Raw genomic sequence first — 15,898 nt, forward strand, 5'->3', positions numbered from 1 at the left:
ATGAAAAAAGTCTCGAAACCAATGGCTCCGAGACTAGATAGTTATATTCTTGCATTTATAAACTGTATACTTCTATCTGCTATTAGCTCCTTATCGGCGTCTAACGTAGCAACATGGTAGCTATTTTCTAGCTCCACAATTTCCTTTCCAACAGAGGAAATTGCTTCATATATTTGAAAGGAATTCTCTGGAGGAACTACATGATCCTCTGTAGATTTAAATATTAGAGCAGGTGCAGTTATTTTAGATAGATTATCACGTACTAGCCTTGATAGTAGAATGATATCCGACATAGATTTCACTGGTGTTCTTGGGTAAGCTAACTCCTTTATCCCTGCCTGCTTAATGTCAGAACCAATTCCCTCTACAAATCGAGTCTCACTTTGAGAAAGGGTTTCATAATTTTCAATCATGTCCGGCATATAGACGGCAGCGTTTATCGGCATAATGCCTTTAATGTCAGGGTAGTTTTCGGCCAAGTATAAAGTAAGCGTACCACCCATAGATAATCCACAAACAAAGATGTCGGAGCAAGTTTCCTGAAGCTTATTCAACCCTTTTTCCACGTCTTTTATCCAGTCTTCATAGCTTGCACGCTCCATATCCTCTGGATCTGTACCATGACCGGTAAGTCTCGGTCCAAAAACAGTAAAGCCTGCTTCGGCAAACCTTTCCCCTAAATAATGCATACTTTGAGTGGAGCCTGTAAATCCATGTATAACTAACACCCCTACATGATTTCCCTCGTAGAAAAACTCCTCTGCACCCTCTAGCACTTCATAATTCACGATTCCATCCCCCTTATAAGTTTTTACTTAACGACATTTCACACCATTATTCCTCTACCACGTTTCTATCTCATATAAACTCTATTTTATTCAAGCCAACCATTTTCATTTGCTTTGTTTACTGCTTGTTGTCTACTTTCCACGTGAAGCTTTTGGATAGACGAGGATAAATAATTACGGACAGTACCCTTCGTTAAGAATAATCGTTTTGTGATTTCTGAAGTAGTTAACCCTTCTTTAACGAGACGGAGGACGTCCCTTTCTCGGTCATTCAGAGGATTCTCTACTTTCATGAAAAGAGTGGCTGCTAAATCTCTGCTAACAACCCTTTCACCAGCAGCCACCTTTCGAATAGACTCTATTAACAAATCAATTGGCTCGTCCTTCAGTAAATATCCAGTTACGTTACTGTCAATCGCTTTTTGTAAATATCCCACCCGTGAAAAAGTAGTTACTATCATAACTTTACTTGGAATCTGCTCCTCTTGTATTTTTCGAGCGAGCTCCAGTCCCGTCATATGTGGCATTTCAATATCTAAAATACATACATCCGGTGTTTCCTTTACAATTAGCTCCCAGGCTCTCTGACCATCTTGTGCCTCTCCAACAACCTCTATATCTGCTTCAAAGGATAGTAAAGAAGAAAATGCGCCTAAAAGCATTTTTTGATCCTCAGCAATTACTACTCTTATCACTATGTATCCTCCTTACGAATGAATTGGTAATGTGATTGTTATTATAGTGCCTCCAGAGGAACCCTCTTTTACAAGTACGTCGCCTTGTAAAGAATGCATCCGCTCCTTCATCGAGACTATACCATTTCCAAATCTCTTCATCTCTAAACCAATTCCATCATCCTTGATATGTACGTAGAACACCTTATCTTTAAACTCTGTATAGATTTCACAACATTTCGCCTGACTATGTCGAAGTATGTTTGTTGTCGCCTCTCTAACACAAAGAGATATCATGGTTTCCTCTACATTAGATAATGGTTGGCGAAAGTCGTGATTAGATTGAACATTAATTCCCGCAGATGTTAGTACTTGCTCCGAACGTTCTAGCTCACTTTCGAGAGATATAAATTTCATATCCGTCACCAGTTCACTTACCTGCTTCATAGCAGTTCTTGTAGTTGCTAAAATATCGTCTAACTCACCCTTAACCTTAGCTTGTTCCGTGCCTACTAATTTGGAAGCAAGCTCTGTCTTCAGCTTAATAATTGTTAAAGTATGGCCAATTGTATCATGTAGATCTCTAGCAATTCTCTGTCTTTCTTCTTGCTGAACAAGCTGTTTATTTACTTCGGATAATTTAGATTGTAAACTCGATGTTTTTAAAAGAAAATACCGTAGTATGGGCAAAGCAAGCTGAATAATCATTAACGCTACTATTACAGCAAAGTCAATGTTATCGAGCTGCTCCTTCCAAAGAAAAAGGAAAAACAAGGAGGCAATTCCTACTATCCCAAGTCCAATGTGAAGTTTAAACTTAGCTCTCCCCAACAAATCCGCAAACAAAAAACCAAAAGTAATAATTACAGAGCCCTCGAAAAAGCTTAATACGATTAGAGAGGAGTAACCTACCATTACAGCACATAGAAGTCGCCAGTCCTTATGCCACAATGAAATATAAAAAGAACTAACAATCATCAATAGAAATATAAGCTTTACGCCATTGTGTAAGACTGAATCTGATAGCATGACAACAGTAATAAGAAAGATAATGGAGGCTACATCAATGATTAAGTATTTGGTCGCCTGATCTTGTGGGTAAAATTTTATGATGGTCACCTCTATTTACAAAATTATTTGGAGACTACAGCTACCGCTTTTCTTCTTAACCACTCTAATGGTCCAGTTCGAAGCTTGTTAATACAAAAATAGGCAAATAGGAATTGAAAAAGTGTTATACTGAGCCAAATGCCGATTATAGATAGACTTCCTACTTTCCCACCTAATCCAAGACCCCAGCCATAAAAAATTATAGAGGCTAAAAGATTCTGTGAAACATAGCAGCTTAGTGACATTTTCCCGACTTCTTCTAATCGAGACCAAAGCCACTCTACCTTTCTATATTCTACTAATATACCAAATAATCCTATATAGCCAAGAGACATGATTGGTGCGAATAAATAACGAGCTGGTAAATCGAAGTCCCCACCAGGTATAAAAATAAGGAGATTTAATGGAATTCCTATATACAAACCTAATTGAAACAATTTTTTTCGCTTATGTTTACCAATCTCTGTTTTAGAAAATGTGCCCGAGCGCATAAGAAAGACGCCTAATAAAAACAAGCATATATTCATTGGAACGATTAAAATAACTTCTAATCTAAAGTAAATAAAATTGAATAAGCGATTTTCCACCTGACTTAACCATGTTCCGCTTTCATATAGGGCAGCTCCCTCATAAGTCCCCAATGACATGTTTAATCCCCCTAGTAGAGAAGCTACTAAAACTAATAGAATAATGCCAGCATGAAAGCCACCTAATCCAATCATTATTTTTTTCATAAAGGCATCTCCTCGTTTAAGCACAAGAGCAACGATTAAACCAGTGATCGCATAGCTCATCAGGATGTCATATTCCATTACTAGGGCAAAATGTATAAATCCCTCGACAAGTAAAAATAATAATGTCCATACATACACGCCTGGCCACGCATTCCCTTTACGTTTCGCCTGCTGGTATTTTATCTCTAGACCTACTCCAAACATAATGGTTAATAACCCTAGAAACTTACCGTTTACGAAAAAAAGAACGAGCATCCTCAGAAAATCGTCTAATGACCACCACCCGGTATAGTTAAAAGTTGTTGTATAAGATAGGTCTCCCAAATAAGCAAAAATCCAAATATTAGTCCCTAGTGTTCCAAGCACTGCAAATCCGCGAAGAATATCAATTAAGCGCAATCTTTCATTTGTCATCAAATTATCCCTCTTTCGTCTGAAGTAAGAGCTCCTGCCCTTATCTAAAATAATAAAGTGAATTGAATGATGCTAACATTCACAGCAGTCAGAAGTATAAGATGACACATGTCATAATTAATCAAAAAAGACAAGCGATGAACCATCTCGAAAATTTCCGAAATGGTTCATTACTTGCCTTTTCATCTAAGTTTTCTATCGTGAATGCGTTTTAACCAATCCTCTAAATAGGCATCAAATAGTATGGGCCTTTCAATTTGTAGATTATGGCCTGCTCCATCTAAAATGGCGTACGATCCCTGATGGAAGTTGTCTTTTAAATGGAAAGCATCCTCAAAGCCCACTACATCGTCCTGCCTTCCAAGTAAGAAAACAGAAGGTTGATCAAATTTTGGTTCTTTAAACCAGCTACCAAACGAATAATTACCGGAGATTTTTTCTAGAAATGGTTGATCTGCTCGATTCATGCCACTGACGATTTCTTTCGTCCATCGATTGTATGTCAGTTCATTTAATACGACACAGTTATCCTCAAATGCCGCTTTTATATCGCTTCCCAAGGTTTGTAAGAATAGCTCATCCTTTGCTGCTGTTTGTTTAACAGGAAGTGTTCTTTTATCACGAGCGGCATAAATAACGGGGCAAATAAAGAAAGCGCCTAGAACAGAAAAACTTTCCCTAGCGATTACTCCACGTGCCAAATAACCTCCATATGACTCTCCTGCTATTAAAAATGCCTCATTTTGGATTTCCTTTTCTATAAAACCAGTCACTATATCTAACATATCATCGGTATTGTTTAGATGAGCGAATTGCTTGGATTTACCCATTCCAGGTAAGTCTATGTATATTCTTTTATAGGCAGCTCCTGACTTTTGAAAGAAAGGCTCCATACATCCCTTCATCAACTCCATATCAGGGGAAAACCCATGAAGCATTAAAATAGGGGTTCCTTCTCCGTATATTTCAAAATAGATTTCTACGTCCTTTATTGATGTGTACATATTATTGTTCTCCTCCATTACTGACAAGCGCCAAGTGGATTACCATCCGGATCAAAAAACGTAAAGTACTTCTTATCCCCATCGCCGTCTAGTGAGTTTACCGCAATTCCTTTAGACTTTAACTCATCGTAAAGCTTCTCTATATCCTCGGGTATAAAGTTAACATATTTCCCTACGCCAAAATTATTCGAAGGAAATTTCATAGGAGTATGATATTCGACCTTGACTAAACAAACGACAGTCGGTGATTCACTTGATATTTTCATGACTGCAGCTTCTTCCTCTATATAGTTTAGCTGGAAACCTAGTACCTCCTCGTACCAGCGTGCTGAAACCTTAGAGTCCCTCACAGGGATAAAAATCCCCTCTACACCCTTAAGTAATGACTTGTTCAAGTTGTATCCTCCTCTCACGTCTTCTGTATAACTATTCGTTGGCTCACTGGATTTTCCTTCTTTATTTGATACCTTTCGTGAAAGAAAAAAAACTTGAAGCTGTTAAATATCAGCTTCAAGTTTTTTAGTTCTTTTCCATATTCTCGATTAAGTCTAATAATCTTTGTCTTTTGTCATCGGCTTCTTCATGAATGATTTTAAATTCATAGCCAGTCTTTTCTTCATTAATTGAAATCTCTAGAAGATCTCCTTCTTTAGCGTCAATTGTAAACTTTTCTTTTAAAATAACTAGCTTGTCCGATTTATCATTCTTACCAAAAAGAATAACAAAAAAATCGTCGAAATGATCAAGTATATATTTTTTCGCTTCCATGTATTCTAACCCCCTTTTTTAAAAAGCTTATGTATTTAAAAATAATAAGAATTTATTTTATTTATTTTCAGAGTAAAGTTCCTAAATCTTATTCTATACTATATACTTACTTATTTTCACCTATTTTGTCTACTATTTATATAAACTTTTTAAAACGTTCATAATTCCACCTTTTTAATGAAACAGAAGAAATTTTTTCTATTTTACTTAGATATTTATTACATTTTATAAAAAGTTGACTAAGACATTATAAATTAGACGTTTTTTGACAAAAAAAGTTACTTCTCAATAGTATGAGAAGTAACTTAAAAATTATACGAATTTAATCATTTTATAATTTTTCTTTCCTCTTCTAATAATCATAAATTCATCTTCTAGTCTATCCTCTTGCCCTACAACATAACCAATTTCTGTAATTCTCTCTCCATTGATCGAGATAGCACCATTCGTTACATCTTCACGAGCCTGTCTTTTAGATGGAGACACTGTCGCTTCCACTATAAAGTCAACTATGTTTTTATCCTCTTTTTCCATTTCCACGGTTGGAACATCCTTAAAAGCATCTTTCATTTCACTTGCTGTAAGTGCTTTTAAGTTTCCACTAAATAGCGCCTGAGAAATTCTCACTGCTTGGTCTAATGATTCTTGACCATGTACTAGGCGAGTCATTTCTTCTGCAAGTGTTATTTGGGCTTTACGTAAGTGCGGCTCATTTTGCACGGTTTCTTCTAATGCTTCAATTTCAGCTCTCTCTAGGAAAGTGAAAATCTTCAAGTATTTAATCACATCTGCATCGGCTGTATTAATCCAGAATTGGTAAAACTCATACGGTGAAGTTTTTTGAGCATCTAACCACACAGCGCCAGAGGCAGATTTACCGAACTTCGTACCATCCGCTTTCGTAACCAAAGGAATTGTAATACCAAATGCCTTTGTTTCTTCTTCATGTGTTTTACGAATCATTTCTAAACCAGTCGTAATATTCCCCCATTGATCGGATCCACCTACTTGAACACGGCAGCCATAATGATTGAATAAATGGTTGAAGTCGATACCTTGGATTAATGTGTAGGTAAACTCTGTGAATGAAAGTCCTGAATCTAAACGTGAAGCAATAGAATCTTTCCCAAGCATGTAATTGATATTAATAAGTTTTCCGTAGTCTCTTAAAAATTCAATAACAGACATTGGTCCAATCCAGTCCCGATTGTTTACCATCTGTGCTCCATTTTCAGATTGAAAATCAAAGATTCGTTCCATCTGCTTTTTAATCCCTTGGACATTTAAATCAATTTGATCAGTAGTTTGCAGCTGTCTTTCCTCCGAACGACCGGAAGGATCTCCAATCATTCCGGTAGCTCCTCCTACTAAAAGAATTGGACGATGTCCGTGCATTTGAAATCTACGAAGTGTTAGGAGTGGAACGATGTGTCCAATGTGCATACTGTCTGCAGTTGGGTCAACTCCACAATATAGAGAGATTTTTTCAGTAGATAGTAGTTTATCCATTCCTTCTGCATCCGTTTGTTGATACAAAAGACCTCTCCATTGTAGGTCTTCAATTAATGAGTTTGTCATTTTGTTTCCTCCTTTTATTGGATTGAGCAATACCAAACAAATTGCCTATAAACAAAAAAGTCCCTACATGATAAAAATCATGCAGGGACGCTTAGTCATTAGCGCGGTACCACCCAGCTTGAAGGATCAATCCTTCCGCTTTTTCACATGTAACGTTGTGAAAACGTATAACTCCAAGCCTGTAATTCGCTTTTATACACTGACTAACTTTCACCGACCGTTAGCTCTCTAAACAGTATGTATAATCACTACTTCGGACTTTTCTTCGTTAAATGATATACCTATTTTACCTAATTTGTTTCGGATGTCAATAAGTATCGTCTAACATATTGGACTATGATATAATATTCATGATTTGGAGGTCGAGAAATAAATGAATAAATGGATGGAGAAATTCCACTTATATAAAGAGAAAGTAGATGCCTGGCAATCAACCAAGTGGGCAAGAAGGTTACGTATATCTTCAAGTGTCGTATGGAATTTATGCTTAATATTTTTAGTAGTCGGCCTCATACTTGGAGCATTTGCTACAGCTGTGGGAGCAGGCTATTTCACTTCTTTAATAAAGGATGAACCTTTAAGAAAGAAAGAAGAAATGCGAGCAGCCGTGTTTAATTATGAAGAGACTTCTGAAATTTACTTTGCAGGGGATGTCTACCTTGGGAAGCTAAGAACAGATTTGGAAAGAACTGAAACAGATCTTGCGAATGTCTCCCCTTATGTCATTGATGCAGTGTTAGCTACGGAGGACGAATACTTTAAAGTCCATAACGGGATTGTTCCTAAAGCCATCTTCAGAGGTCTATTACAGGATATGACGAACTCAGATACTCAAACGGGCGGTTCTACATTAACCCAACAGCTAATTAAAAATCAAATCCTTACTAATGAAGTTTCTTATGAACGAAAAGCTAAGGAAATTCTTTTAGCAATGCGACTTGAGGAGTTTATGAGCAAGGACGAAATTTTAGAGGCATATCTTAATATTATACCGTATGGTAGAAATGCAAACGGTCGTAATATCGCTGGAATCGAAACTGCAGCACAGGGAATTTTTAATGTAAAGGCTAAAGACCTGACTCTCCCACAGGCTGCTTACATTGCGGGTATTCCACAAGCCCCTTTTAAATACACCCCTTTTAGTAATGGTGGAGTATTAAAAGAAGGCGACTCGTTAAAGCATGGTATCGATCGCATGAAAGTCGTATTATATCGGATGAAAGAAACCGGATATATAACAGAAGCGGAATACCAAGCATCCGTTAACTATGATATTACAAAAGACTTTAGACAAAAGGAAACATTGCCAGAGGAAAAATATCCATGGCTTACCTTTGAAATTGAAAAGAGAGTTAGAGATATTTTAAGTGTGCAGCTAGCTCAAAAGGATGGAATCGATTTAGAGGCATTGGCTAACGATGATCCTCTAATTGAAAAGTATAATATTATGGCACAGCGTGCTGCTAGTACAGGCGGGTATCGTATTCATACTACTATTAACAAAGATATGTATGAAAAAATGCTTCAGGTAAGAGATGCATTTGAATCTTATGGACATACTTATACTAATATTAGTGTTAAGGATCCTATTACTGGAGAAACAATCACAAAGGATTTCCCTGTACAAGTTGGAAGTATGCTAATAGAAAATGGAACTGGCCGTATTCTCTCGTTCTTAGGTGGTCGAGATTATAATGTAGAGCAATATAATCATGCTACTCAGGCAGTACGCTCCATGGGTTCTACGATTAAGCCATTGGTAGTTTATGCTCCAGCTATTGAATATGGTGTAATTGGAGCAGGAAGTCCTCTTGCAGATGTTAAATTTAATATAAATGATAATGGAAACAAATGGGAGCCTTCTAACTATACAACGGAACAAGAGCTTGGAATTATTTCCGCTCGACAAGCAGTAACCACTTCTCAAAACTTATCGACCATTAGACTTTACGATCAAATAAAAGACAAAAAGCCAACTGATTTCATGATGAAAATGGGCTTTGAAAGCATCGAAGAAGATGAATATGCTAACCTTGCACTTTCGATTGGAGGCATGAGAAAAGGTGCTTCTTTAGAAGAAAATACAAATGCATACGGAACTTTTGCGAATAATGGTCAATTTGTTGATGCATATATGATTGAGAAAATTGTAGACGTGGAAGGCAATGTTGTTTATCAGCATCAAGTAGAGCCTGTCGATGTATTTAGCCCGCAAACAGCATATATTATGACTGATATTTTAAGAGATGTTATGACACAGGGTACTGCTAAACTGGCAAGCTCTCGTTTAAAATTCCAATCTGACTTTGGAGCGAAGACTGGTACAACACAAGGACATAGTGATTCATGGTTAGTAGGCTACAATCCAAATGTTTCATTGGGTGTTTGGCTTGGTTATGACGAGCAAAAGCTAACATTATTCCATATGAACAATCGTTATGGGCACCCAAGTGTACGTATTAATACACTTTGGTCGAACATGATGAATGCAATGTATGACATTAACCCTGAGCTAATAGATGCACCAAATGCTTTCCAAGCGCCTGAAGGAGTCGTTTCAAGATCATTCTGTGGTATTTCTGGTCTAGCACCTTCTACTGCTTGTGAGCAGGCAGGTCTTGTAAAATCTGACTTATTTAATGCGAAGGTTATGCTTCCTACGCAGGCAGATGATAGTCTAGTATCCTCATCTTATGTAGTCATCAACGGTAGTAAATATCGATCATTGGATTCTACTCCAAGCGAATTTGTTACAGCGGGTGGTCACGGAGTAAGTGAGGACTTCATCAAACGAATGCTTGGTCGATTTGGTGGAGATGCGAGTAAGCTATTCCCGAACGACTCAACATTTGCTAGCAATGTAGTATCAGAAAAGGTATTTGAGGCAGACGGTACGCCACCTGCTCCAGTAACTACCTCTTTGACAGGTAATACAATGACATGGACGAAATCGGCTTCTAGTGATGTAGTCGGATATCGAGTATATCAAGTCGTTAATGGTAACAGAGTGCTAATGGCGACTAAGAAAGAGGCAGAAAATTATAGCTATCAAATCACTTCTCCAGGACAATATGTAGTAGTAACAGTTGATATTACCGGATTACAGTCTGGTGCTTCCAACATAGCTACCATTAATGCTCCAGAACCTGTAATACCAGTTCTTCCCCCGGAGGAACCGGTAGAAGAAGTGCCTGAACAGCCTGTCCCAGGTGATGGTAATGGCGGTGGCGGTGAGGTAATCATTACACCTCCAGTCGAGCCTACCCCACCACCGGAAGAAGAATCTACACCATAAAATAAAAAACGTGAAATCGTATGGACGCCAAAGGTCCTCATCGATTTCACGTTTTTTCTATAAGCTTTTACTTAAGACAGGTTGTGTAAAATCCTAGACTACAAAAAATATCCTTTCCAAAATCAGGTATTATATAATAAAGAAGCTTAGGAGGAATACGATGAAAAGATTAAATTTAATTAAATTTATAGAGGATGATTTTAGTTATTATTTCAGCCTTGTATCTAATGAATCTTGTGGTTTTAATGAGTCCCATATCGAGTATTACATTCAAAAACGAACGAAATGAAATAAAACTCCGTTTAATTTTTAGAGAGTTATTATTTTGTTTCTTCTTCATCTATTTTAGTATTTGTAAATGCTGGTTTTATAAATGGAGAAATAGTTAAATCATTTACGGATGTCGCATTATTTTTTTGCTTAATCTCAAAATATTTATCGACAAGTCTTCGTGCTATAGGCGTAGCAAAATTTGTTTTGTATGATGATTCCAACGAAGCGTGTGGGATAACGAGGGCGTATGCTATTTCAGGATTTTCATACGGTGCAAAACCGATATGTGTTAAGTTTACAGTATTAAATGTTTGCCACATTTCTGTATCAAAGTAACTAGATTGAGCAGTACCTGTTTTTCCTCCCCCTGTAAACGAGGCATTCCCAAAGGCTTTATTCGCCGTACCTCTGCTACTAAAGTATACAAGTCTCATCCCCTGACGAACACGTTCGATTTCCTCGCGTGTATTATCTACTGTATTTAATATAGTTGGCGTAATTTCTTTTACTAAGTTACCAAGTTGGACGCCATCTTCAGAAGGTTCTCTAATTTCTTTCACAACATGTGGTTGAATTCTATTACCACCATTAGCAAGCGTTGAAACAAATTGAGCTAATTGCAATGTAGTGTAAGTATCATACTGTCCAATACTTAAATCTAGTAGCTTACCATCTTCAAATCCATCTGGAACCCTATTCACTTCTCCTGGCAAATCAATCTCCGTTAATGCTCCGAGTCCAAGTTGAGCATAACCACTCCTCATTTTAAGAAAGGCATCTTTCCCAAAATTAATAGGTTGGTTTGGTCTATAAGTACTTCCAGCAATACCATATGCAGTTTTAAACATATATACATTAGAAGAGAGCTCTAGAGCTTGTAAATCATTGATTCGTATACTTCCGGAGCGGTTAAATACAGAACTTTTTGGTTGAGATCCCTTAATTAGGATAGGTTCATCCACTAACGAGCCCCCGATTGGATATACTCCCTCCCGATAACCTGTAAGTATAGTACCTGGCTTCACAGTGGATCCAACTTCGTATGCATTAGTAAATGTGCCGAATGCGTAGTCATAAACTTCTTTTGCACCTGTTTTCTCATTTTTCCCAAGCCGCTTACCTACTAATGAAAGTATTTCACCGGTATAAGGATCTATCATAATAAAATAAATATTTTGCAGATATTGACTTCCACTGTTTTTACTAAATTTCAGTAGTTCTTCAGTTAATATTTCCTCATGCGCCAATTGAACTTCACTGTCCATTGTTAATACTAAGTCTCTCCCAGGTTTTCCTTCATAAACTGTCTGAGTATCGACAACTCTTCCTTTCCCATCCGTTATATTTTTAACGACACTTTTTTGACCTTGGAGCACTTCCTCATATTGTTGTTCAATATAACTTGTACCTACACGGTCATTTCGAGAATAACCTCTAGATAGGAAATAATCTAATCGTTCTTTTGGAATACCTGTTTTTGGCAATGTAGTTGAACCTAATATAGCTAGTGAAGAAGTTTTTACTCTTCTCCAATCGGTTGTCGTATTAACCCCCTCTAATTCACCCAGTCTTTCTGAAACCCGAGCAAATTCTTCAACAGTAACCTCTTCTTTTATGTCATCTCCTTTAATAATCTGAGGAGTTAATGCATATCCTGCTGCCATTTCTCGATAAATTGCAATTATTTCTAATTCTTCTGGAGTAAAAGAATTTAACTGTTCATCCATAATTCTACTTCTAACCAAACGGTCGATCGCTCTATTTTGTTCTTTTTTTTCTATTTCTTTATCTGTTTCTATTTCTTTTCGTTCTTCTTCTGATACCAATTCTTGTGCTTCTTTTGGATATTTTTTTAGCCAGAAATCTTGTAAATCACTCTTGGTAATATTGTTTGGTTTCTTTTCTATCAATGCACTTAATTTTTCTGCAATTATATACATATCTTTCGACTTCGTTGTTTGCATTTTTGTATACGTTATAGCTCGTAGCGGAAGATTATCAACCAATATTCTTCCTTCTCTATCAAATATTCGGCCACGGGGTACACCGGTATTTATCCGGACTTCTTCAGCCTTTTCTAAATCACTTGTATAGTCTTCTCCTTTAACGATTTGTATGTATCCTAGTCTTAGTATTAGCATTGTAAAAAGTAAAAATATCGAGAAAAACAATACATTCATACGAAAAGTAATAGTTTTTCGTTGTTTAGATTTCGTGCTTTTTGCATGTTTGTTGGAGGTCTTTCGCATGGGAGCACCTTCTTTATATAATAATTCTCTTATTTAGAATTTCTGAGGAAACAAGCATTATTCCAGTTTTTATTACGATATTCCTAGGCTAATTTTTAAGACCCTAGTAACAATACAAACCAAACCACCTATATAAGGGATTAACTTCAATAACTTAAAAAGATATTTCTGAGTTTCTTTTGTAGTTTATAAAAATTGAGCCATAATATTTTAATTTATTGGTTTATTATACCATTTATATTACTTTGTTTGACAAAATATCTATTTTTAACCTCTTTAGCAAGGTTATTGATAAAAATTAATACTGGTTGAGCTATAACCCATTCCCCTTCCCTACTTGCGTAGTAGTGATGTAAGAAAACAGACTGACTTTATAATTTAAGTAAAAAAACGTGAAATCGTTTTTCCCGATTTCACGTTTCCTTAAATGTTAGAATAGTTATGTCCAAATTTCTTTACTAATCTTCCATCGTAGATAAATCACCAGTTGGAAGCTGTAATTCCCATGCCTTTAATACTCGGCGCATAATTTTACCGCTTCTAGTTTTAGGTAGCTTATCCTTAAACTCAATTTCTCTAGGAGCAGCATGAGCGGCAAGACCCTTCTTCACAAATTGCTGAATGTCTGCAATGAGCTCATCAGAAGGCTCATACCCTTCATTTAAAGCAACAAATGCTTTAATAATCTCTCCACGGACTGGATCTGGCTTTCCTATTACTCCTGCCTCAAGAATTGCAGGATGCTCTAACAATTTACTTTCTACTTCAAATGGACCTACACGCTCACCTGAGGTCATAATTACGTCGTCTACTCTTCCTTGAAACCAGAAATAACCATCATCATCCATATAGGCAGAGTCTCCCGAGAAGTACCATTCATCATTGATAAAATAGGATTCAAACTTTTCTTGATTTTTCCAAACCTGACGCATCATAGATGGCCATCCTTTTTTGATGGCAAGGTTACCCATTGTGAATGGCGGGACCTCTACTCCATTGTTATCAATAATTGCAGCCTTAATGCCTGGCAATGGTTTTCCCATGGAACCGGGCTTAATCGGAAGGCAGCCATAGTTACAAATCATTTGAGCGCCTGTTTCAGTCATCCACCAAGTATCATGAATTCGTTTATTGAATACCTGCATCCCCCACTTAATAACCTCAGGGTTAAGTGGCTCACCAACTGATAATACATGACGCAGGGAGGTTAGATCATATTTCTTCACGATGCCATCCCCAGCACCCATTAGCATACGAAAAGCAGTTGGAGCACTGTACCAGACAGTAACCTTGTATTCTTCTATTGCTTTATACCAAGCATCAGGCGAGAAACGCCCACCTAAGATCAGAGAAGTTGTTCCAGCCAGCCAAGGTCCAAATATTCCATAGGAAGTTCCAGTAACCCATCCTGGGTCTGCCGTACACCAATATATATCATCTTCTCTTATATCCATAACCCATTTCATGGACTGATAGTGTTGTACCATCGCGTAATGAACATGTAATATTCCTTTAGGCTTACCAGTAGAGCCAGAAGTATAATGTAGTATAAGTCCATCTTCTTTATCTACCCATTCTATTTCAAACTCATCAGAGGCATTGTTTAACGCCTTATTAAAGTCTACAAATTTATCATCCTCTTGAATATTGTCTCCCACTAAAAAAACAGTTTCCAAATCTGGTAGACGGTCTAAAGGTATTCTTCCTAGCAATTCAGGTGTAGTCACAATTGCCTTCGCTTCGCTGTCGAGCAAACGATCATACACTGCCCCTTCCATAAAGGCTTCAAACAATGGACCAACAATTGCGCCCATTTTTACTGCCCCTAGCAAAGCAAAATATAATTCCGGAGATCTTGGCATAAAAATAAATAGGCGGTCCCCTTTTGCTAAATTAGAGTGCTCTTTGTAAACGTTTGCAGCTTTGTCTGTCCAGGTTTTCATGTTAGCAAATGTATATGACTCCTTGCGATCAACATCTTGATAATATAAGGCTACCTTGTCCTTAATATCTGATGCTGCATGACGGTCAATCGCTTCGTATGCCATATTCACCTTGCCTGTCTCATACCAGGAAAAAGACTTTTCAGCTTCCTCCCATTGAAAATCCTGAGCAGTTTTCTCATAGTCCTTTAATTGATACTCCTCTTGTACTACTGGTAACGCTTCGATTTTCATCCCAATTCACCCTTTCTAAATATACTCTCTTATATTCTACAATACTCTCATAAAGTAATGCTAATGTTTTAACTTTTTTGAATGTTTTGTTACATAACTGAAGTAATCGCTTTCTTTCTAAAAAATCATGTATAATAGTGGCAACTGTAACTAAATTATAGGTGGTGAATATGTGGAACATAAAAAAGTATTTTATTCGATAGAGAAAGAGACAAAGCATGGTCCAATTACTATTGAAGGACCCGTAGCATCTGAAGAATTAGCCAAGTTGACTTTCCATGAGGATTTAATAGCATTTCGAAATCCTCAACAACAACATAAGGCAATTATCGAAATTGCAAAGTTACCAGAGGGTAGGATTATCATTGTTAGAGAAAAGGACATGATTGTCGGATACTGTACGTTTCTTCATCCAGACCCACTAGAACGTTGGTCCCAAGGGAACATGGAAAACTTAATAGAATTAGGGGCTATTGAAGTTATTCCAAAATACCGTGGAACTGGAGTCGGAAAAGAATTACTCAGAGTCTCTATGATGGACGATGCGATGGAAGATTATATAACGATTACAACTGAATATTATTGGCATTGGGATTTAAAAGGAACCGGTTTAAATGTATGGGAGTACCGAAAGATGATGGAAAAAATGATGATGGCTGGTGGCCTTGAATATTTTGCAACAGATGATCCAGAGATCAGCTCCCATCCAGCCAATTGTTTGATGGCCAAAATCGGTAGCCGTGTGGACAATGAATCCATCCAGCAATTTGATCAATTACGCTTTATGAATCGCTTCATGTATTAAGGAAGATGTTTTAAATTTCTCACAAAGGG

General features: G+C 37.1%; 12 protein-coding genes and 1 other annotated feature. Of the genes, 2 read left to right on the forward strand and 10 right to left on the reverse strand.

Annotation, left to right across the window (positions count from 1 at the left end; genetic code table 11):
- Positions 1-41: 41 nt before the first annotated feature.
- The 8 genes from NSQ95_RS12650 to tyrS all read right to left on the reverse strand — a co-directional run bounded on the left by NSQ95_RS12650 (position 42) and on the right by tyrS (position 7,070).
- Positions 42-791 carry an alpha/beta fold hydrolase gene (locus tag NSQ95_RS12650; RefSeq protein ID WP_340885905.1) on the reverse strand — a complete coding sequence of 250 codons (750 nt, stop codon included), beginning with the start codon at positions 789-791 and terminating at the stop codon, positions 42-44.
- Positions 792-874: 83 nt separating this feature from the next.
- A complete protein-coding gene (locus tag NSQ95_RS12655) occupies positions 875-1,483 on the reverse strand; it encodes a response regulator transcription factor (protein WP_340883002.1) in 609 nt (202 codons plus the stop codon).
- A 12-nt stretch (positions 1,484-1,495) separates the two neighbouring features.
- Positions 1,496-2,581 carry a sensor histidine kinase gene (locus tag NSQ95_RS12660; protein ID WP_340883001.1) on the reverse strand — a complete coding sequence of 362 codons (1,086 nt, stop codon included), beginning with the start codon at positions 2,579-2,581 and terminating at the stop codon, positions 1,496-1,498.
- Positions 2,582-2,595: 14 nt separating this feature from the next.
- Positions 2,596-3,720 (reverse strand): DUF418 domain-containing protein, encoded by a 1,125-nt coding sequence (locus NSQ95_RS12665; RefSeq protein ID WP_340883000.1) that lies wholly within the window; start codon positions 3,718-3,720, stop codon positions 2,596-2,598.
- A 182-nt stretch (positions 3,721-3,902) separates the two neighbouring features.
- Positions 3,903-4,724, reverse strand: a complete 822-nt coding sequence (locus tag NSQ95_RS12670) for an alpha/beta hydrolase (protein ID WP_340882999.1) — start codon at positions 4,722-4,724, stop codon at positions 3,903-3,905.
- Positions 4,725-4,741: 17 nt separating this feature from the next.
- Entirely contained in the window at positions 4,742-5,119 is a 378-nt protein-coding gene (locus NSQ95_RS12675; RefSeq protein ID WP_340882998.1) for a VOC family protein, read from the reverse strand.
- Positions 5,120-5,243: 124 nt separating this feature from the next.
- Positions 5,244-5,492: a hypothetical protein gene (locus NSQ95_RS12680; protein ID WP_169361292.1), complete on the reverse strand. Its 249-nt coding sequence runs from the start codon at positions 5,490-5,492 to the stop codon at positions 5,244-5,246.
- A 312-nt stretch (positions 5,493-5,804) separates the two neighbouring features.
- Complete coding sequence (gene tyrS / locus NSQ95_RS12685) at positions 5,805-7,070, reverse strand: tyrosine--tRNA ligase (RefSeq protein WP_340882997.1); 1,266 nt, start codon at positions 7,068-7,070, stop codon at positions 5,805-5,807.
- 80 nt (positions 7,071-7,150) lie between these two features.
- Positions 7,151-7,345 (reverse strand) — a binding site (T-box leader).
- A 98-nt stretch (positions 7,346-7,443) separates the two neighbouring features.
- Between tyrS and NSQ95_RS12690 the strand changes: the two genes are divergently transcribed.
- Positions 7,444-10,365 (forward strand): transglycosylase domain-containing protein, encoded by a 2,922-nt coding sequence (locus NSQ95_RS12690; protein ID WP_340882996.1) that lies wholly within the window; start codon positions 7,444-7,446, stop codon positions 10,363-10,365.
- Positions 10,366-10,685: 320 nt separating this feature from the next.
- On the opposite strand, the gene NSQ95_RS12695 is transcribed toward NSQ95_RS12690, so the two are convergent.
- Together NSQ95_RS12695 and acsA are read right to left on the reverse strand one after the other, a co-directional pair.
- Complete coding sequence (locus NSQ95_RS12695; RefSeq protein WP_340882995.1) at positions 10,686-12,887, reverse strand: penicillin-binding protein 2; 2,202 nt, start codon at positions 12,885-12,887, stop codon at positions 10,686-10,688.
- A 458-nt stretch (positions 12,888-13,345) separates the two neighbouring features.
- Positions 13,346-15,064, reverse strand: coding sequence for an acetate--CoA ligase (gene acsA, locus NSQ95_RS12700; protein WP_169361289.1), 1,719 nt, complete (start codon positions 15,062-15,064; stop codon positions 13,346-13,348).
- A gap of 172 nt (positions 15,065-15,236) precedes the next feature.
- Here acsA and NSQ95_RS12705 point away from each other — a divergent pair, with 172 nt between their 5' ends.
- Positions 15,237-15,869, forward strand: coding sequence for a GNAT family N-acetyltransferase (locus NSQ95_RS12705; RefSeq protein WP_169361288.1), 633 nt, complete (start codon positions 15,237-15,239; stop codon positions 15,867-15,869).
- The last annotated feature ends 29 nt before the right edge of the window (positions 15,870-15,898 follow it).

Source organism: Psychrobacillus sp. FSL W7-1457, from assembly GCF_038593405.1.
In the GTDB taxonomy this organism is placed as follows: Bacteria; Bacillota; Bacilli; order Bacillales_A; family Planococcaceae; genus Psychrobacillus.

Excerpts from the sequence above, each read along its gene's own strand:
- NSQ95_RS12665 (WP_340883000.1), bottom strand. The coding sequence starts at position 3,720 with ATGACAAATGAAAGATTGCGCTTAATTGATATTCTTCGCGGATTTGCA.
- NSQ95_RS12670 (WP_340882999.1), bottom strand. The coding sequence starts at position 4,724 with ATGTACACATCAATAAAGGACGTAGAAATCTATTTTGAAATATACGGA.
- NSQ95_RS12680 (WP_169361292.1), bottom strand. The coding sequence starts at position 5,492 with ATGGAAGCGAAAAAATATATACTTGATCATTTCGACGATTTTTTTGTT.
- tyrS (WP_340882997.1), bottom strand. The coding sequence starts at position 7,070 with ATGACAAACTCATTAATTGAAGACCTACAATGGAGAGGTCTTTTGTAT.
- NSQ95_RS12690 (WP_340882996.1), top strand. The coding sequence starts at position 7,444 with ATGAATAAATGGATGGAGAAATTCCACTTATATAAAGAGAAAGTAGAT.
- NSQ95_RS12695 (WP_340882995.1), bottom strand. The coding sequence starts at position 12,887 with ATGCGAAAGACCTCCAACAAACATGCAAAAAGCACGAAATCTAAACAA.
- acsA (WP_169361289.1), bottom strand. The coding sequence starts at position 15,064 with ATGAAAATCGAAGCGTTACCAGTAGTACAAGAGGAGTATCAATTAAAG.